Here is an 18495-nt window from a genome sequence, read left to right as displayed (position 1 = left end):
GAAAAATGATGAATATGTATGCTGCAAGCGAACACAACTCTTGCATGTATGCGGCTGTGTTCATTGTTGTCACTGAAGATGTCCGACGCTAGCAGCTTCATGCCCATCACCCGCCCGTCGTTCCTGCAGATGTTACAATGCGAGAGCGGCACGATCGCCGTGCTGTTCAGTCTGCTCCTGCCGATCCTGGCGATGGGGGCGGTGGGCGTAGCCGAGCTCGCTGAAGTGATGCTCGCAAAATCGAAAATTCAAAGCTACGTCGATGCCGCGGCAATCCAGGGTGCCGGCGAATTCGGCGTCGACCAGTCGACGGCCACGGTGGAGCGGGCGCGTCTCTACGCCGATACGATGGCAGCGCCCTTGCGCCTGCGCTGGAGCATTGCTTCGACTGCCGCGGTCAATGCTGCTGCGCGTACGGTCACGGTCAGCCTGGCGGCGCACCGTGCGTCGTTCTTCGGCAGCCTCCTGCCGCCCGGTGGCTGGACCCTGGCCGCGACTGCCACCGCCATCCGCACGGCTCGCAAGCCTTTATGTGTTGTGGGCTCGCGAGCGGGCAGCGAGGACAGTGTGACCGTGACCGCAAGTTCCGAGATCACGGCCAGGGAGTGCGTGGTCCAGAGCAACGCCAACATGACGGTGACGGGCGCAGCCACCCTCTCGGCCGGGGAGGCGCGAGCCTCCGGAAGTGCCTCGGGGGCGATCCAGCCCGCTCCAATCACAGACGCGCCCCCTATCGCAGACCCCTTCGCGAGTCTCGCGATCAACGTGCCGCTGCTGTGCGGCTCGACGTTCGTTAGCATCGGGGGCGGCACGACCTATCTCAAGCCGGGGGTGCATTGCGGCGGCATCTCGCTGCTCGGCAACGCCAATATCGTGCTGGAGCCTGGCGAGCATTACTTTGTCGGGCCGAGCCTCAGCATCGGCGGGCAGACCTCGATTACCGGCAGCGACGTCGTCGTCATTCTCAAGGGGCTGGAGACAGCACAGTTTACGGCGAACTCCCTGCTGCAGTTGGAGGGCCGCAAAAGTGGGCCCTATGCTGGCTTCGTCCTCATCGCGGATCGTAGCTACACCGGCACGGTCGAGATCTCGACCAACAATGCCCGTAAGCTCCTTGGTACGATCTACCTTCCTAATGCCGATCTCAAGGTAAAAGGCAATAACAGGGTCGCCGATCAGTCGGCCTGGACGGTTATTGTCGCGCGTAACATTCGAACGGAGGGGAATGCGCGCCTGACGGTCAACTCGAACTACAGCTCGTCAACTGTTCCCGTGCCCTCGGGTGTCGGTCCGCCTCGGGACCAGCCCGTGCGCCTGTCTCAGTAGCAATGCACCGGTCCGCCCCATCGGAGTGGTCCGCCCTGAAGTATGGCTTCGAGCCGACGTGGCGATGACCTGGAAGGAGCAGGGGCCGACGTCGTGGCGCTACAACGAGGCGGGGCTCGTCACCACCGATCTCGTGCCGCTCGATGAGGCGCCGCGCCCGCTCTTCGACGCGCTGGACCGGGAGAAGTCAGTGAAGCTGATGGCCGCGATGGATACCTGCAACAGCCGGTTCGGTCGCGGCGCCGTCGTGCCGGCGCGGGCGGGGCTGGTCGAGAAACGCCTCTGGTCGACGAAGTTCGAGATGCGCTCGCCGCGATTAGTGAGGTGCCGAGCGTGTCGGCGGTGTTGTAGGCGCCCGCTGCCCACCCTCTCATCCAGCCGGCGCGCCGCGTGCGTGGACTGTGGCACCGCTCCCCAGGCATAGGAGGCCCCACGAAGCGCGTGCAGAGTGCTGGACATTTCTGATTGCATCTGCTTCGTCGATTTTTAGTCCTAGAGACCGCTAGCCACTACTGGTGCGCCTCCAATGAACGGAGGCAAGCCACCGGGGCAGTCGCGAATAAGGTTCTGTAAATTTTCTTCTACCAATTTATTATCTTTATTGTCCTGAAACCATCTGCGCGCAGCTTGGTTCATTGCACTGCAAAACATCAATATATCGAATATCGCGGCTTTCTTTTCTCCAACAACTATTGACAGGGCGTGTATAGATGCGCGAGTTTCAGGAGTTGTGAATATTATATGAGACGCATCAAAATGCGGGTGTCCAGAAAAACTTGCGCGATGCACTACGCCTCCGCGAAGTCTATAACAGTCAAGACCGTCGCAACCCAACTGAGATGGTATTGTGTATTTATCAACAAACTCTACATAATGTTTTTGTTTTACAAATTTTTCCTTCGTCAGGGTCAATGCCGCGCATATTTCGGGGATGGTCAAGCAAATAATTAGAGCAGGATAGTATAATTTTGCATCTATGCACCTTTGCACATCATGCAAAATCCGGTGAAGAGCCCAAGGTACGATTAATTGCTCGTGCATCGATTGCTCCCAGCGTGAGCTTTCCCACCCGTTCGAGCAAGTCGAAGAAATCTACGTCTACACATGAGAAGCCACCCTCATTGATTGCACGCACGACGAAGCGTCCGGTATCTTCGTCTCGACACAATTGCACAGGGTAGCCGTCTTCGCCACCACGGACGCCATGCAGCGTGATAGCTTTCGCCTTCCCACTGGCAGCATCATCCGTATGGACTGGCATGGCCGATTTCTCGTGATAATGAGAGCCAACTGAGTTTGACGCTACACTACCGGCGAGATTACAGGCAACCAAACCACACCGGCGCCACCAGCACCGCCGTCTTCCCCGCATTCCGCCGCCGGGCCGGGGTCGCATCCCCGACGGCAAGCTCATCCGCCGACCACTGGTGCGCCAGGACGGCCGCGGCGACGTCGAGGCGCTTGTCGCCGATCACCAGCACCACCGGCTTCGATGGGTCGGCGAGGTAGGCCGCGATCGCCGCGTCGAGCGCGTCATCGGTGATCAGCTTCTGCTTGTAGGCCTCGCCGCCGGTCACTGCTTCGCCTCCCAGATCGGGATCATGCCCCGCTGCGTGATCGGGTGTGCCTTGTAGGCCCGGCCGTTCCCGATCCGGATCCACTCGTCGGTGACCTCGGTCACGTCGCGGGTGAGCGGCAGCAGATGCCCGGTCCAGTCGCCGCGGATCGTCCCGAGCGTGGGCGACACCCCGAACAGATGTGTCGTTCCCCAACTGGCCTCATGCGCCTGCACGCGGCACTGGTCGATGAAGGCGCAGAGCCGCCCGTGCGTCTCGCGCCATTCGTCAGGACGCAGCCCGCGCCACGGGACGACGCCCGGCGACAGGCTGGCGAGGCCGCGGGACCAGGAGAGGACGGTGAGGAGAATGCGACTTCTCGCCCCTCCCCGTCTAGACGGGGTGGCGAAAAAAGTGAGCAGCATCAACACCCGTCTAGATGCGCGTGCGGACACCGAAGAGACTGATTTATATAACAATATCGGCGGACTCTGACTCCGTTGGTCGTGGCTCGAACTCTGGGCCCCCGAGCCACCCTTACGCCTCCGGCGTCATGCGCATCACCGCAGACTGCCGCAAGGGCATCGGTTTGGGCGCGGCTGCGTCGGACAGGTGGTCTGCGCCCGATCGACATCGATTTGTGTGCTGGTTGCCGGTAAAGCAGCAGCGCTTGCCCGCGATGCGCCCGTCGCGGACGGGGCATCGCCGGGCGCCGGTTTCCCCCTCGGCAGGACGGACGGTGCGCATAGCGCGCCGATGCCGAACATCGCGTCGGAGACCTGCGCCGGGCGCCGTCTCAATTTCATCGACCGTCAGGGCTTCTCGCCGCTCCGTGCGGACGGCGTGATCGCGCGGTGTCCGGACTCCGCATCGCCGGTCGAGGCCGTCCTTCAATCTGACGATGCCTTTTGGGCCGTACGAGCCGATACAAGGCCTGAAGCAGGGGATCGAAGCGACGATGGATCGTCTTCGATCGGCCTGACCGCTAAAAATCCCGCGGAGGAAAAAGATGCGCTCGCTTCTCGTGCCGCTGACGGCACTGGCGATGCTTGCCTGGACAGGACAGGCTTTCGCGCGCTGCCCGCTCTACTTGCCGATGAGAGTCGGTCCAGTCACCGGAAATCCCGAGAAGGACACGGTCGGCCTGTTCTGCGCCCAGCCTGAGCCGGATCGGCCAGCCGCGTCCATCGGTGGCAGCCGCCCCGCGGCGCGGGTGGGGGCGATGACGGGCGAGGCCGAGAAAGACAGCGTCGGCTTCGTCGCCGCCCCGGACGGGGCGCAGGCCGCGCGCTGACCGGCAAGATGGATCGGCAAGACAGGCCCGGCAAGAAAGGCCCGGCGAGGTGGCGGAACGGGCGTCCGGTCAGCCCTCCGCCGCCCGCAGCGAGCGGGCACAGGCGGAGAGGATCGCCCGGGCTTCCGCCGGATAATCGTCCTGCAGCACGGCCTCGAGGGTGCCGACGGTCTCGGACAGCAGCGCCTCGCCGTCGGCGACGCCCTGCTTGTGCAAGGCGACGGCGAGCGCGGTCGCCAGGGTGGCGAAGGCGACACCCACATCCTGGTCGGTCATGAGAGAGATCCTCGTCGTCGAGGGCCGCTCGACGGGTCACCCGGAGCCGGTCGGCGCCGCCCGGTCAATCTGACATCCGGAGCGGTGATGGTGGGCGCGACAGGGATCGAACCTGTGACCCCTACGATGTCAACGTAGTGCTCTCCCGCTGAGCTACGCGCCCCTCGATCCGTCGGCGAAGGCCTGCGGATGTCGGTCGACGACCCTCGCCATAGAGGGTGTCCTGGTCTTCATGTCGTCCGGATCCTTCGATCCGGTGCCGCTCCGCTGGGGAAACCCCTGACATCCGGAGCGGTGATGGTGGGCGCGACAGGGATCGAACCTGTGACCCCTACGATGTCAACGTAGTGCTCTCCCGCTGAGCTACGCGCCCTCGGTGCCGCGTGGCGCGGCGCCGGTGTGAGAGGGCGTATAGAGGCAGTTGCGGCGAGTGACAAGCCGGTTCCTGCGCCAACGCAGTTTTGCCGGCCGACCCGCGACAGGCACCCGGTGCCCCGCAGGCGCGGGGATGGACCGACCTATCAGCCGACCCTTGCCAGCCACTCCGCCCCCCTGCTACACGTCGGCTCACAAGATGCAATCTAAGATATTGATTTCATTGAAGATGCGGCGCCTGTCGGCGCCGGTCGCCGGCCCGGCGACATCGTGAGGCGCGAGGACCGGTGACAGCCCAGACCCCTTCTCCCGCCGCGTCCCGTCCCGGTGCTCCCCTGCCCGACAGCCCCGTCCCCCCCACGCCCTTGCGCGCCTCGCTCCGCCTCGGGCGCGGGCGCGTGGTCGCGCGGGACTTCGCCCGCATCCGGCTCGAATTCGGGGCCGAGGCCCTCAGCCTCGACGTGGCGGATCTCGGGCTCGGCGGGCTTTGGGTCTCCATCGCCTTCAAGGACGAGAATCACGGCGCCTTCAGCCGGGTCGAACTGACGGCGATCGGGGCCGGGCCGGACGGCCCCCAGGGCACCAGCCTGTCGGAGCGCGCCTTCGGCCACGGGCGCTTCACCTGGCTCGGGCGGCTGCCCGCCGGCACCACGGCCTTGACGCTCACGCCGATGCTCGGCGAGCCGGCCCTGAGCATCGACGAGTTCACCGTCCGCGTGCGCAGCCGTGCCGCCCTTGTCGGCCGGGCGGCCCTGCGCCGGCCGGTGCTCACCGCCCAGGCGCTGTTCTGGCGCGCGGTCGGCAAGCGGGTGCGCTCGCAGCACCGGCTCGCCCGCGCCCTCGTGCCGCCGGGGCTCACCGGTTACGACACCTGGGTCCGCCACTTCGACACGTTGGGCGAGGCCGACCGCGCCCGCATCAGTGGGGAGGTGGCGCAGTGGCGCGACCCGCCCCTGATCTCCGTGGTGATGCCGGTCTACGATCCGGGTCCGACGGTCCTGGAGGAGGCCCTGCGCTCGGTCCGCGATCAGCTCTACCCGCATTGGGAGCTGTGCATCGCCGACGACGCCTCGACCGATCCGGCGGTGCCGCGCCTGCTCGCCCGGGCCGCGGCCGAGGATCCCCGCATCCGGGTCGAGCGGAGGCCCGAGAACGGCCATATCGCGGTCGCCACCAACACCGCGCTGGCGCTCGCCCGCGGCACCTACGTGGCGTTCATGGACCACGACGACGTGCTGCCGGCCCACGCCCTCTACGAGGTGGCGAAGGCGATCCGGCGCGAGCCGGACCTCGACCTGATCTACAGCGACGAGGACAAGATCGACGCCGAGGGCCGGCGCTTCGAGCCGCACTTCAAGGGCGACTGGAACCCGGAACTCCTCTACGGCCAGAACTACCTCAACCACCTGACGGTGGTGCGCCGCAGCCTGGTCGAGGCGGTGGGGGCCTTGCGTCCCGGCTTCGAGGGCAGCCAGGACCACGACCTGCTCCTGCGCCTGAGCGACCGGCTCGACCCGGCCCGCGTCCGGCACCTGCCGGTGATTCTCTATCATTGGCGCACCGCGATCGGCTCCGGGACCTTCTCGGACACCTTCCTGGCGCGGGCCGAGGCGGCGCGCCTGCGGGCGCTCGAGGAACTGGTGGCGCGGCGCGGCTGGCCGCATCGGGTCGAGCGCGGCCCGCTGGGCTTCAACCGGCTGGTGCGCGCCCTGCCCGATCCGGCCCCGCGCGTCTCCGTCGTCATCCCGACCAAGGACCGGGCCGAATTGCTGCGCGTCGTCCTCGACGGCCTCCTCGACCGCACCGCTTATCCCGACATCGAGGTCGTGGTGGTTGATAACGGCAGCACCGAGCCCGCGGCCAAGGAGCTGCTCGCATCCGCCGCCGCCGATCCGCGGGTGCGGGTGCTGGCGCGCCCCGGCCCGTTCAACTTCTCCGGGTTGTCGAACGACGGCGCGGCGGCGGCGAGCGGGCCGCTGCTGCTGTTCCTCAACAACGACATCGAGATCGTGGAGCCCGGCTGGCTCGCCGAGATGGCCTCGATCGCGGTCGAGCCGGCGGTGGGCGCCGTCGGCGCCAAGCTGTCCTATCCGGACGGCACGCTCCAGCATGGCGGCGTGGTGCTGGGCGTCGGCGGCGTCGCCGGCCACAGCCACCCGGATATCGGGCCGGACGACCCGGGCTATTTCGGCCGCATGGTGATCTCGCAGGAGGTCTCGGCGGTGACCGGCGCCTGCCTGATGGTGCGCCGGGAGGTGTTCGAGGCGGTGGGCCGCTTCGACGCGGAGGCCCTCGCGGTCGCCTTCAACGACATCGACCTCTGCCTGCGGGTGCGCAAGGCCGGCTACAGCGTGATCTGGACCCCGCACGCGGCCCTGACGCACCACGAATCGAAGAGTCGCGGCAAGGAGGACACGCCCGAGAAGCGCGCCCGCTTCGAGGCCGAGGTCGCCACCATGACCGAGCGCTGGGGGCCGGAGCTGCGCAACGATCCCTATTACAACCCGAACCTCGCCCGGGCGAAGGCGCTGTTCCGGCTCTGGTGACACGGCGTCCGACGGATCCCGTCCGGAAAGCCGTATCGCCAGCCCGCGACGGTGGAGCCGTGCTCCACACGCTCCAGCGACGCCGAAATCCGCATGGCGACGGCCATCGCCGGGCGATCGATCGGACGTCGTACGACCGCTCCGCCGCAGGCTCGCCTCGTGTCGGGGCCGGCGCAACCGTTGCTCGTTTTGCACCGCAACGCTACAGCGGTGCCGCCGGGCGCCGGGCCGCGCCGCTGCCGAGAGGACGTGAGATGCGCGTTGCGATGGTGGGGGCGGGCTATGTCGGCCTGGTCTCCGGAGCCTGCTTCGCCGATTTCGGCCACACCGTCGTGTGCGTCGACACCGCGCCGGAGAAGATCGCCGCCCTGAGGGACGGCCGCATCCCGATCTACGAGCCCGGCCTCGACGCGCTGGTGGCCGAGAACGTGCGCCAGAGCCGCCTCGCCTTCACCACCGACCTCCGCCAGGCGGTCGCCGGCGCCGATGCGGTGTTCATCGCGGTCGGCACGCCGTCCCGCCGCGGCGACGGCTTCGCCGACCTCTCCTACGTCTACCAGGCGGCGCGCGACATCGCCGCCGCGGTCACCGGGCCGACGGTCGTCGTCACCAAGTCCACGGTGCCGGTCGGCACCGGCGACGAGGTCGAGCGCATCGTCCGCGAGGCGCGGCCCGACCTCGCGATCGCGGTCGCCTCGAACCCGGAATTCCTGCGCGAGGGCGCGGCGATCGCCGACTTCAAGCGCCCCGACCGCATCGTCATCGGGGCCGACGACCCCCAGGCCGCCGCGGTGGTGAGCGAGCTCTACCGCCCGCTCTACCTCAACCACGCGCCGGTGCTGGTGACGAGCCGGCGCACCGCCGAGCTGACCAAGTACGCGGCCAACGCCTTCCTGGCGACCAAGATCACGTTCATCAACGAGATCGCCGACCTCTGCGAGCAGGTCGGCGCCGACGTGCAGGAGGTCGCCCGCGGCATCGGGCTCGACAACCGCATCGGCCGCAAGTTCCTGCATGCCGGTCCCGGCTACGGCGGCTCGTGCTTTCCGAAGGACACCCTGGCCCTGGTCAAGACGGCGCAGGATGCCGGATCGCCGGTGCGGCTCGTCGAGACGGTGGTGGCGGTCAACGACAGCCGCAAGCGCGCCATGGCCCGCAAGGTGGTGGCGGCCTGCGGCGGGAGCGTGCGGGGGAAGCGGATCGCGGTGCTCGGGCTGACCTTCAAGCCGAACACCGACGACATGCGCGAGGCGCCGTCCCTGGCGATCATCGCCGGGCTGCAGGATGCCGGCGCCCGGGTGGTGGCCTACGACCCGGAAGGGGTGGAGCAGTCCCGCGCCCACCTGACCGGGGTCGATTACGCCGCCGACCCTTACGCCTGCGCCGAAGGGGCGCACGCTCTCGTGATCGTGACCGAGTGGGACGCGTTCCGGGCCCTCGACCTCAAGCGCCTGCGCGCCGCCATGGCCGATCCGGTGCTCGTCGACTTGCGCAACGTCTACCGGCCGGAAGACGTCCGCAAGCAGGGATTCGTCTACGCCAGCGTCGGGCGTCCCTGACCGGTGCCGAGATGCGGTTTCGGGGCCGTGGCAGCCGCTCCTGCGGAGTGCGCGGCCACCGTTTTGAATTCTTATAAAAACGAATCGCGTAAGCCGCCAGGAGAGAGCCGATGCAGACCTTCTTCGTCGAGATCAAGTGCCGCCTGGGCAAGACCTATACCGTGGCGAGCGCCTTGGCCGACCGCGAGATCGCCTCCGAGATCTATTCGACGGCTGGGCATTACGACGTGCTCGCCAAGTTCCACGTCGATGACGGGGTGGATATCGGGCATTTCGTGGCCGAGCACGTGCAGACGATCGCGGATATCCAGGATACCCGCACCATCATCACCTTCAAGGCCTTCTGACGATCTGCCCCTAGCCGGGGCGCGATGGGGCGGGTGATTCGGCGCCCTGCCCCATTGCGACCCGATTTCTCGGGTCTAACGTTGACGGCGCGCTCCGGCCCAGCCGGGACCGCGATCAAACTTAACCTTATCGTATGCCGCACCGCGCATGTTGATCGGTTGACAATCTTAGGTCGTTTCTCACCGGTTTCGCCGGGATAGGCGGCAGGACTTCGACTGATGAAGGCATGTCACAGGTGGGCCATGTCTTGCCTATCCGGGGCTGGGGGTGCCCGTCCGGGGTTGGCGCGATGCGGGCCTCATACTATGGGTTAGGGTGAATTGCCCGGGTGCGGCGCCGCCGTGTCCGGTCCTCCGTAAAAGAGCGTGCAGCGAATCGAACGTGACACAGCGTCCTGACATCGCGATCATCGGTCGGGCCTGCCGGCTTCCGGGCGCCTCGGGCGTCGACAGCCTGTGGCAGATGCTCATCGAGGGACGGTGCGCCGTCTCGCGCATCCCGGAGGACCGGTGGTCCCTCGAGCGCATGGGGCATCCCCGGGCGCAGGAGCGGGGCAAGAGCTACACCTGGGCCGCCGGCGTCATCGACGATCCCTGGTCGTTCGATCCGTCGGTGTTCGGCATCTCGCCCCGCGAGGCCGAGCAGATGGACCCGCAGCAGCGCCTGCTGCTGGAGCTGACCTGGGAGGCGCTGGAGAGCGCGGGCCTGCGGCCGTCGGCGGTCGCCGGCAGCCCGATCGGCGTGTTCGTGGGCGCCTCCTCGCTCGATTACGGCAACCTGCGGGTGCTCGACTCGGCGTCCGGCGACGCCTACGCGGCGACCGGCAACACGCTGTCGATCCTGTCGAACCGCATCTCCTACATCTTCGACCTGAAGGGGCCGAGCTTCACCCTCGATACCGCCTGCTCGTCGTCCCTCGTCGCCCTCGACGCCGCGGTGGCGGCGATCGCCTCGGGGCGGATCGACACGGCGGTGGTGGCGGGCGTCAACCTGCTGGTCAGCCCGTTCAACTTCGTGTCGTTCTCGAACGCCTCGATGCTGTCGCGAACGGGCCTGTGCCAGGCCTTCTCGGCCAGCGCCGACGGCTACGTGCGCGCCGAGGGCGGCGTCGTCCTGGTGCTGCAATCGGCGCAGGCGGCCGCCCGCAACGGGTCGACCGTGCGCGGCGTCATCGCCGCCTCGAAGGTCAATTCCGACGGGCGCACCACCGGCATCTCGCTGCCTTCGGGCTACGCTCAAGGCGCGCTCCTCGACGAGATCTACCGTGAGGCCGGAGTCGCCCTCGACTCCATCGCCTTCGTCGAGGCGCACGGCACCGGCACTCCCGTCGGTGATCCGATTGAGGCCGGCGCGATCGGCGGCAAGCTCGGCCGCGGCCGCGCCACGCCCCTTCCGATCGGCTCGATCAAGACCAATATCGGCCATACCGAGCCGGTCTCCGGCCTCGCCGGCCTGCTCAAGGCGAGCCTGGCGCTCGAGCACGACCTGCTGCCGCCCTCGCTGCACAGCGCCGAGCTCAACCCGGCGATCCCGTTCGACGAGCTGAACCTCGCGGTCAACCGCGCGCTGAAGCCCCTGCCCCGCACGGGCAAGGAGCGCTTCGCCGGCGTCAACTCGTTCGGTTTCGGCGGCACCAACGCCCACGTCATCCTGACCGACCCGGTGCCCGTCGCGGTCGCCGCCCCGTCGGCGGCGCCGGCTCCGGAAGTTCTGCTGGTCTCGGCCCAGACCAAGGCGGCGCTCGCCGACCTCGCCCAGGACTACGCCGCCCGCCTCGACGGGGCGGACGCGGCCGAGATCGCCCGCGTCGCCGCCGCGGCGGCGCATCGCCGCGAGCGCCTGCCGGTCCGCGCCGCGATCCCGCTGAAGGACCTGGATTCCGGCGCCGTCGTCGAGGTGCTGCGCGGCCTCGCCGAGGGCGAGGACATCCCGGCGGCCGCAGTCGCCACCGCGGTCGAGCGCGCCGGCGGCGTCGCCTTCGTGTATTCGGGCAATGGCAGCCAATGGGCCGGGATGGGCCGGGACGCCTATGCCCTCAACTCGGTCTTCCGCGCCCGCTTCGACGAAGCCGACGCCCTGTTCCGGCCGCTCGCCGGCTGGTCGCTGAAGGAGGCCCTGCACGCCGACGACCTGGAGGAGCGGCTCGCCCTCACCAGCGTGTCGCAGCCGCTGATCTTCGCCATCGAGGCCGCCTCGACCGCGGCCCTGCGGGCGATCGGCCTCGCGCCCACGGCGATCGTCGGCCACTCGGTCGGCGAGATCGGCGCGGCGGAAGCCGCCGGCATCCTGACCCTCGAGCAGGCCGTCAAGGTCATCTTCTACCGCTCGAAGCACCAGGAGGCGACCCGCGGGCTCGGCACCATGGCGGTGCTGCTTGCGCCGATCGAGGAGGTGCAGGCCTTCCTCGCCGACTTCCCCGAGCTCGACATCGCCGCCTACAACAGCCCGAAGGCCGTGACGGTGGCGGGCCCGGTGGCGGCGATCGACGCGGCCATGAAGGCGCTGGCGCGCAAGCGCCGCCGCGGCCGCAAGCTCGACCTCGACTACGCCTTCCACGGCCGGCTGATGAACCCGATCGAGGCGCCGCTGCGGCGCGACCTCGCCGGGCTCGCGCCCTCCTCCGGCACGGTGCCGCTCGCCTCGACGGTGACCGGCGACGTGCTCGACGGCCGCGCCTTCGACGCCGGCTACTGGTGGCGCAACATCCGCGAGCCGGTGCGGTTCAGCGCGGCGATCCAGGCGGCGGCGCAGGCCGGGGCCCGGGTCTTCGTCGAGGTGGGGCCCCGCCCGACCCTGCTGCCGCATGTCGGCGACTGCCTCGAGCCGCTCGGCCTCGACGGCGCCACCGTCGGCGTGCTGCCCAAGAAGGCGCTCTCGGCAGATCCGTTCCGGCGCGCCCTCGCGGCGGCGCTCGCCGCCGGTGCGGCGGTCGACGAGGACCTCGCCTTCGGCGCCGACCCGGCCGGCAGGGTGGCGCTGCCGCACTACCCCTGGCAGCGCAAGGTCTTTCGCCTGCCGGAGACCACCGAGGCGATGAACCCGGCGAGCGCCCGGCCCTACCACCCGCTGATCGGCACCCGCCAGGGTCCGGACGGGCTGGAATGGCTGGCCCATCTCGACGTCGCGACGGTGCCCGAGCTCGACGATCACCGCATCGACGGCCAGGCGATCCTGCCCGGCGCCGGCTTCGCCGAGATGGCGCTGGCGGTCGGCCGCGAGATCGTGCGCTCGGACTCCGTGACGCTGGCGGATCTCGAGATCCAGCAGCCGATGGTCTTCGCCGAGGACGCGGTGCGCGAGGTGTTGTCCCGGTTCTCCCCGGGCGCCAACCTGGTGCAGATCCTGTCCCGCCCGCGCCTCAGCCAGGCGCCGTGGCAACTTCACGCCGTCGCCAAGCTGGTCGAGGGCGAGACGCCGCCGCCGGCGCGCCTCACCGGCCGCGACGCCGCCTCCCTGCCCTCCGAGACGACGGTCGAAGGCGAGGCGCTCTACGCCCGCGCCAAGGCCTCGGGCCTCGGCTTCGGCCCGAGCTTCCGCCAGGTCGCCCGCTCGGCCCGGCTCGACGACGCCACCATCGTCTCCGACCTCGTGCCCGCCGAGGCCCATGCCCGCTACGGCGTGGTGCCGGCGCGCCTCGATTCCTGCTTCCACGGCCTGATCCTGCTCTTCGCCGACCTTCTCGGCGAGGCGGCGAGCCGGGCCTACGTGCCGATCCGCTTCGGCGAGATCCGGCTGGTGCGCCCCGGCGCGGCGATCGCCCGGGCGGTGATCCGCACCCGGCGCTGCAACGAGCGCAGCATCCTGGCCGACTTCACCCTGGTGGACGAAGCCGGCGAGGTGGTCGCCACCTTGCGCGAGGGCCGGTTCCAGGCCCTGCGGATGAAGGCGGGCAACGACCTCGACGCCTTCGCGATCCGGCAATTCACCGAGCTCGCCACCGAGCCGACGGCGGTCGCCCTCGAGCCGCAGCCGGCCATCGCGGCCCTGGTCCGCCGGCAGGCCGGCGCGGTCACGGCCAAGACCGAACCAGGCAAGGGTGAGGCGGCCCTCGGGGCCGGCCACATGCTGCTCGAAGGCTGGGCGACCTCGCTCGCCGACCGGCTCGCCCGCGGCCTCGCGGTCGGCGGCGTCGTCGACGTCGCGGCCTCGCGCCGGCTGCCGGCGGCGCTTCGCCCCTGGCTGACCAACCAGCTCCTGGCCCTCGAGGTCAGCGGCCTCGCCGACGCTGCGGGCGACGGGCGCTGGCGCCTGCGCGCCGACGTGACGCTGCCCGCGCCCGACGAGATCATGCGCTGGATCGCGGCGGACCACCCGGAGCTATCGGCGGAGCTCTTGCTCTGCGCCGATCTCGGTGCCGTGGTGGCGCGGGTCCTCGCCGGCTCGCTCGCCGAGGCTCCGTCCCTGCCGCAGGCGGCGCTCGACGCCTTCTCGCTGCGCGGCGCCACCGTACGGGCCTCGGCCGACGCGGTGATGCGGCTGCTCAGCGACAGCGCCGCGTCGCTCCCCCGCGACCGGGCCCTGCGCCTGCTCCAGGTCGGGTTCGGGCCGCTCTCGGCGCAGGTCGCGACCTTCGCGGGGCTGCACGAGGCGCGCCTGACGGTGTTCGAGGCCGATCGCCGCCTCGCCGAGCGCGCCCGCCTCGCCCTGCCCGCCGGCGTCACGATCGTCGAGGATCCGGCGGCGCTCGGCCACGCCGCCTTCGACGCGGTGCTGGCGAGCGACGTGCTCCACCGCGCCTCCCGCGACCTCCTCAGCCCCCTGGCGTCGAGCCTCGCGGCCGGCGGCCTGTTCGCGGCGGTCGAGCCCGGCGCCTCCTTGTTCCGCGACATGGTGTTCGGTCTCACCGCGGGCTGGTTCGAGACCATCGGCGACGTGCCGGTCGGGCGCCTCGACGACGTGGCGGCTTGGCAGCGCGCGTTGAGCGCCGTCGGCCTCGTCAAGGTCGCGGCGGACCGCGCCGTCACGCGCAACGGCAACGACCTCCTGCTGCTGGCCGAGGCCCCGCCCCGGCCGAAGGCCGCCACGGGCCAGACCTTCGCCTTCGTGATCGGTTCCGAGGACGAGTTCGCGGCCGAGACCGCCTCGTCGCTGGCCACCCTGCTGGTGGCGGGCGGGGTCCACGTCTCGATCATCCTCGATTCCGAATCGTCCCTGCGCGAACTCGAGCGCGAGACGCCCGACACGGTGGTCTACCTCGCCGGCGCCTTCAACCGCGGCGGCGACCCGGCCGAGCGGCTGCGCGAGCGCTGCCTCGGGCTCAAGCGCTGCGTCGAGCATCTCGGCAGCCGCCAGACCCGGCTCTGGGTCGTCTGCCCCAGCGCCACCCGCGACCGCGGCGGGCTCGCCGGCAGCGTCGAGGCCGGTGTCTGGGCGTTCACCCGGACGCTCGCCAACGAGGTCGCGAATCTCGACGTGCGCCGCATCGACCTGTCGACGGCGATCGCCTCGAAGCGCGCCGCCGAGCGCCTGCGCGACCTGATCCTGTCCGGTACGCCGGAGACCGAGATCGTGGTCGACGACGACGCCACCCGCGTCGTCCGCTTCTCGCAGGGGGCCCGTCCGGCCCGGCGCTCCGGCCCGGCGGCCCCGGCCGCGCGGCTCGAGCGCAGCACGACCGGCGGCCTCAACGAGATGCATTGGGGCCCGGCCGAGCGCGTCGCGCCCGGCCCCGGTCAGCTCGAGATCGCGGTCGAGGCCACCGGCCTCAACTTCCGCGACGTGCTCTGGGCCCTGTCGATGCTGCCCGAGGAGATCCTCGAGGACGGCTTCGCCGGCCCGCGGCTCGGCCTCGAATGCGCCGGCCGCGTCGCCGCGGTGGGGGCGGGCGTGACCGCCTTCAAGCCCGGCGACCGGGTGGTGGCCTTCGCCCAGTCGGGCTTCTCCACCCACATCGTCGTGCCCGAGATGGTCGTCGCGGCCGCGCCCGAGGGGCTGTCGTCGGAGGCCGCCGCCACCACGCCGGTGGCGTTCCTCACCGCCTTCTACGGCCTGGTGACGCTCGCCCGCCTCAAGGCCGGCGAGTGGGTGCTGGTCCATGGCGGCGCCGGCGGCGTCGGCCTCGCGGCGCTCCAGATCGCCCGGATGCGCGGCGCCCGGGTCATCGCCACGGCGGGCTCGAACGAGAAGCGGGCGCTGGTCAAGGCGCTCGGCGCCGAGCACGTGCTCGATTCGCGCTCGCTCGCCTTCGTCGACGACATCCGCCGCATCACCGGCGACGGCGTCGACGTGGTGCTCAACAGCCTGTTCGGCGAGGCGATGGAGCGCAGCCTCAACGCGCTGAAGCCCTTCGGGCGCTTCGTCGAGCTGGGCAAGCGCGACTACGTCGCCAACACCCATATCGGCCTGCGGCCGTTTCGCCGGAACCTGTCGTATTTCGGCGTCGACCTCGACCAGCTGCTCCAGTTCCAGCCGGACGAGGGCAAGCGGCTGTTCCGCGAGGTGATGGCGCTGTTCACCGACGGCAGCCTGAAGGCGCTGCCCTACCAGCCCTTCGCGGCCGAGGAGGTCTCGGACGCCTTCCGGCTGATGCAGCAATCGGGTCACGTCGGGAAGATCGTGATCGCGCCGCCGAAGGCCGGCACGATCCCGGCCGAGACGACGAAGCCCTTCGTGGTGGCGCCCGACCGCGTCCACCTCGTCACCGGGGGCCTCGGCGGCTTCGGCATCGAGGCGGCGCGCTGGCTCGCCGACCGGGGCGCGCGCCACATCGCGCTCGTCGGCCGCAAGGCGCCGTCCGGCGAGGCGGCGCTCTCGACCATCGCCGACCTCAAGGCCCGCGGCGTCGCGGTGCAGGTGGAATCCTGCGACATCACCGACCGCGCCTCGGTCCAGCGCCTGCTGGAGCGGGTCGAGGCCAAAGGAGTGAAGCTCGCCGGCATCATCCACGGCGCGATGGTGCTGCAGGACGGCCTGATCGCGAACCTCGATCCGGCCGCCCTCGAGGCGGTGATCGCCCCCAAGGTGATCGGCGCCGGCCATCTCGACGCGCTGACCCGCGACCGGGCGCTCGACTACTTCGTGCTGTTCTCCTCGGCCACGACCTTCATCGGCAATCCGGGCCAGGGCTCCTACGTCGCCGCCAACGGCTTCATGGAGGGCCTGGCCCGCCAGCGCCGCCGCCTCGGCCTGCCGGCCCTGGCGGTGGCCTGGGGCGCGATCGGCGATGTCGGCGTCCTCGCCCGCAACAAGGCGGTGATGGAGACCCTGGCCGGCCGCGTCGGCGTGACCCCGGTCGATGCCCGCAAGTCCCTCGACCTGATGGCCGAGGCGCTGGGCGTGCAGGGCGCGGCGTCCGACGATGCGGTGATCGCCATCGCGGCGATGCACTGGGGCAAGGCGCGCGAGCGCCTCGCGACCCTGCGCTCGCCCAGCTACGCCAGCCTCGGCTCGGAGCAGCAGGCGGAGGCCGGCGGCCAGGTCGCGATCAGCATCCCGGGCCTCTTGCGCGCCCATGACCTCGACGATGTCCGCAAGACGGTGGCGGATGCCATCGTCGAGGACATCGCCCGGATCCTGCGCCTGCCGAAGGACGACATCAGCCGGGTGCGTCAGCTCTCGGAGATCGGCCTCGATTCGCTGATGGGCGTCGAGCTCGGCGCGAGCCTGCAGGAGCGCTTCGGCCTCGACGCGCCGCCCTCCGGCGTGTCGAGCGGCCAGACCGTGACCGAACTCGCCGACACCCTGATCCAGTCGGTGGCGGCCCCGGTCGACGAGGGCGCGGCGGCGGTCCTGAGCCTGTCGCAGCGCCATGGCGGTGTCGAGGCGGTCGATGCCGAGGCGCTGCAATCCCTCCAGGTTCTCGTCGAGCAGAACAGCCAGGACATCAAGGTCATCACCTCATGAGCAGCGGATCCTCCCACGGCGCGGGCGGGCGCGAGGCCCTGGCGGGCTTCGTCGCCGCCCGCCTCGGCAAGGCTCCCGTCCGTCCCGCTCCGGTCCGGCCGGAGCCCAAGCCGGCGCTGGCCCAGGCGCAGAGCTTCGACAGCCTGCCGGCCTACAAGGAGCTGAAGCTCCAGCGCTCCGCCGCCGACCTGATCGGCCTCGGCAACCCGTTCTTCCGCGTCCATGACGCCAAGGCCGGCGCGACGACGCGGATCGACGGCCGCGCCTTCACCAACTTCTCCTCCTACGACTATCTCGGGCTCAACGGCCATCCGGAGGTGAACGCGGCGGCGCAAGAGGCGCTCGCCGTCTACGGCACCTCGTCCTCGGCGAGCCGGATCGTCGCCGGCGAGCGCCCGGGCCACCTCGTGCTCGAGAAGGCGATCGCGGCGCATTACGGCACCGAGGCCTGCGTCGTGATGGTGAGCGGCCACGCCACCAACGTGGCGACCATCGCGGCCCTGCTGGAGCCCGGCGACGTGATCTATCACGACGCCCTGATCCACAATTCCGTGGTCACGGGGGCGCAGCTCTCGGGCGCCCAGCGCCGCAGCTTCGCCCATAACGACCTCCAGGCCCTCGAATCGCTGCTGCACGCGACGCGCCACGAGCATCGCCGGGCGCTGATCGTGATCGAGGGCCTCTACAGCATGGACGGGGACGCCCCCGACCTCGCCGGGTTCGTCGCCCTCAAGGAGCGTTACGGCGCCTGGCTGATGGTCGACGACGCCCACGGCCTCGGCGTGCTCGGCAAGGACGGCCACGGCCTGCACGAGCATTGCGACGTGCCCCCGGGCAGCGTCGACATCTGGATGGGCACGCTGTCGAAGACGCTGTCCTCCTGCGGCGGCTACGTCGCGGGCGCCGGTGCTCTGATCGAGCTGCTGAAATGCACCGCCGGCGGCTTCGTCTACTCGGTCGGCCTGTCGCCGCCGCTCGCCGCCGCCGCCACCGCGTCGCTGGCGCTCATGCGCCGCGAGCCCGAGCGGGTGGCGCGGCTGCGCCGCAACGGCGCCCTGTTCCTCGCCACCGCCCGCGAGCGCGGCCTCGACACCGGCACCAGCCTCGGCCTCGCCGTGGTCCCGGTGATCCTCGGCGACTCGCTCAAGGCCGTCACCCTGTCCGACCGGCTGTTCAAGCGCGGCATCAACGTGCAGCCGATCATCCACCCGGCGGTGCCGGAGCGCTCGTCGCGCCTGCGCTTCTTCATCACCTCCGAGCACACGCCCGAGCAGATCCGCGAGACCGTGACGGTGTTGGCCGACGAACTCGAGGAGCTGAACCAGGGCGGCTCGCTGGTCGAGCGGCTGATGTCGCGGAGGGCGTGACGCGCG

The 18495-nt window shown here is 70.0% G+C and carries 13 protein-coding genes and 2 tRNA genes; 8 read left to right on the top strand and 7 right to left on the bottom strand.

Annotated elements, in window-relative coordinates:
• Positions 1–18: 18 nt before the first annotated feature.
• Positions 19–1326: a TadE/TadG family type IV pilus assembly protein gene (locus tag FF100_RS32625; protein WP_139040193.1), complete on the top strand. Its 1308-nt coding sequence runs from the start codon at positions 19–21 to the stop codon at positions 1324–1326.
• Positions 1327–1390: 64 nt separating this feature from the next.
• Complete coding sequence (locus tag FF100_RS32620) at positions 1391–1750, top strand: DUF4113 domain-containing protein (RefSeq protein ID WP_139040192.1); 360 nt, start codon at positions 1391–1393, stop codon at positions 1748–1750.
• A gap of 68 nt (positions 1751–1818) precedes the next feature.
• Here the strand turns inward: FF100_RS32620 and FF100_RS32615 are convergent, their stop codons facing one another.
• The 4 genes from FF100_RS32615 to FF100_RS37645 are packed head-to-tail and all read right to left on the bottom strand — an operon-like array spanning position 1819 to position 3307.
• Positions 1819–2367, bottom strand: a complete 549-nt coding sequence (locus tag FF100_RS32615; RefSeq protein ID WP_139040191.1) for a hypothetical protein — start codon at positions 2365–2367, stop codon at positions 1819–1821.
• Positions 2318–2587: a hypothetical protein gene (locus tag FF100_RS32610; RefSeq protein ID WP_139040190.1), complete on the bottom strand. Its 270-nt coding sequence runs from the start codon at positions 2585–2587 to the stop codon at positions 2318–2320. The genes FF100_RS32615 and FF100_RS32610 overlap by 50 nt, the downstream gene beginning before the upstream one ends.
• 58 nt (positions 2588–2645) lie before the next feature.
• Positions 2646–2903, bottom strand: coding sequence for a hypothetical protein (locus tag FF100_RS32605; protein WP_139040189.1), 258 nt, complete (start codon positions 2901–2903; stop codon positions 2646–2648).
• A complete protein-coding gene (locus FF100_RS37645) occupies positions 2900–3307 on the bottom strand; it encodes a hypothetical protein (RefSeq protein WP_425463378.1) in 408 nt (135 codons plus the stop codon). The genes FF100_RS32605 and FF100_RS37645 overlap by 4 nt, the downstream gene beginning before the upstream one ends.
• A 584-nt stretch (positions 3308–3891) precedes the next feature.
• Here FF100_RS37645 and FF100_RS32595 point away from each other — a divergent pair.
• Positions 3892–4176: a hypothetical protein gene (locus FF100_RS32595; protein ID WP_139040188.1), complete on the top strand. Its 285-nt coding sequence runs from the start codon at positions 3892–3894 to the stop codon at positions 4174–4176.
• Positions 4177–4245: 69 nt separating this feature from the next.
• On the opposite strand, the gene FF100_RS32590 is transcribed toward FF100_RS32595, so the two are convergent.
• From FF100_RS32590 to FF100_RS32580, 3 genes are all read right to left on the bottom strand, one after another.
• Positions 4246–4452: a hypothetical protein gene (locus FF100_RS32590; protein WP_139040187.1), complete on the bottom strand. Its 207-nt coding sequence runs from the start codon at positions 4450–4452 to the stop codon at positions 4246–4248.
• An 88-nt stretch (positions 4453–4540) separates the two neighbouring features.
• Positions 4541–4615, bottom strand: a tRNA-Val gene (locus FF100_RS32585).
• 135 nt (positions 4616–4750) lie between these two features.
• Positions 4751–4825: transfer RNA gene (locus tag FF100_RS32580), tRNA-Val, on the bottom strand.
• Positions 4826–5225: 400 nt separating this feature from the next.
• Between FF100_RS32580 and FF100_RS32575 the strand changes: the two genes are divergently transcribed.
• The 5 genes from FF100_RS32575 (at position 5226) to FF100_RS32555 (ending at position 18489) form a co-directional block, all read left to right on the top strand.
• Positions 5226–7373, top strand: a complete 2148-nt coding sequence (locus FF100_RS32575) for a glycosyltransferase family 2 protein (protein ID WP_171070425.1) — start codon at positions 5226–5228, stop codon at positions 7371–7373.
• Between the two features lie 254 nt (positions 7374–7627).
• Complete coding sequence (locus FF100_RS32570; RefSeq protein ID WP_139040186.1) at positions 7628–8932, top strand: UDP-glucose dehydrogenase family protein; 1305 nt, start codon at positions 7628–7630, stop codon at positions 8930–8932.
• A gap of 110 nt (positions 8933–9042) precedes the next feature.
• A complete protein-coding gene (locus FF100_RS32565) occupies positions 9043–9279 on the top strand; it encodes an Lrp/AsnC ligand binding domain-containing protein (RefSeq protein WP_048426071.1) in 237 nt (78 codons plus the stop codon).
• Positions 9280–9661: 382 nt separating this feature from the next.
• Positions 9662–17122, top strand: coding sequence for a type I polyketide synthase (locus FF100_RS32560; protein WP_139040185.1), 7461 nt, complete (start codon positions 9662–9664; stop codon positions 17120–17122).
• The gene (locus tag FF100_RS32555) at positions 17119–18489 is read left to right on the top strand and encodes an aminotransferase class I/II-fold pyridoxal phosphate-dependent enzyme (RefSeq protein WP_139040184.1); all 1371 of its coding nucleotides are present in this window, start codon (positions 17119–17121) and stop codon (positions 18487–18489) included. Before FF100_RS32560 ends, FF100_RS32555 begins: the two co-directional genes overlap by 4 nt.
• Positions 18490–18495 lie beyond the last annotated feature (6 nt).

It is taken from the genome of Methylobacterium terricola, from assembly GCF_006151805.1.
Classification (GTDB): Bacteria; Pseudomonadota; Alphaproteobacteria; order Rhizobiales; family Beijerinckiaceae; genus Methylobacterium; species Methylobacterium terricola.
The sequence above is the reverse complement of the archived record's forward strand: the minus strand, read 5'-3'. Positions and strand labels throughout refer to the sequence as shown.

Coding starts and splice junctions, on each gene's coding strand:
- FF100_RS32625 (WP_139040193.1), top strand. CDS start 19: ATGCTGCAAGCGAACACAACTCTTGCATGTATGCGGCTGTGTTCATTG.
- FF100_RS32620 (WP_139040192.1), top strand. CDS start 1,391: ATGACCTGGAAGGAGCAGGGGCCGACGTCGTGGCGCTACAACGAGGCG.
- FF100_RS32615 (WP_139040191.1), bottom strand. CDS start 2,367: ATGCACGAGCAATTAATCGTACCTTGGGCTCTTCACCGGATTTTGCAT.
- FF100_RS32610 (WP_139040190.1), bottom strand. CDS start 2,587: ATGCCAGTCCATACGGATGATGCTGCCAGTGGGAAGGCGAAAGCTATC.
- FF100_RS37645 (WP_425463378.1), bottom strand. CDS start 3,307: ATGCTGCTCACTTTTTTCGCCACCCCGTCTAGACGGGGAGGGGCGAGA.
- FF100_RS32595 (WP_139040188.1), top strand. CDS start 3,892: ATGCGCTCGCTTCTCGTGCCGCTGACGGCACTGGCGATGCTTGCCTGG.
- FF100_RS32590 (WP_139040187.1), bottom strand. CDS start 4,452: ATGACCGACCAGGATGTGGGTGTCGCCTTCGCCACCCTGGCGACCGCG.
- FF100_RS32570 (WP_139040186.1), top strand. CDS start 7,628: ATGCGCGTTGCGATGGTGGGGGCGGGCTATGTCGGCCTGGTCTCCGGA.
- FF100_RS32565 (WP_048426071.1), top strand. CDS start 9,043: ATGCAGACCTTCTTCGTCGAGATCAAGTGCCGCCTGGGCAAGACCTAT.
- FF100_RS32555 (WP_139040184.1), top strand. CDS start 17,119: ATGAGCAGCGGATCCTCCCACGGCGCGGGCGGGCGCGAGGCCCTGGCG.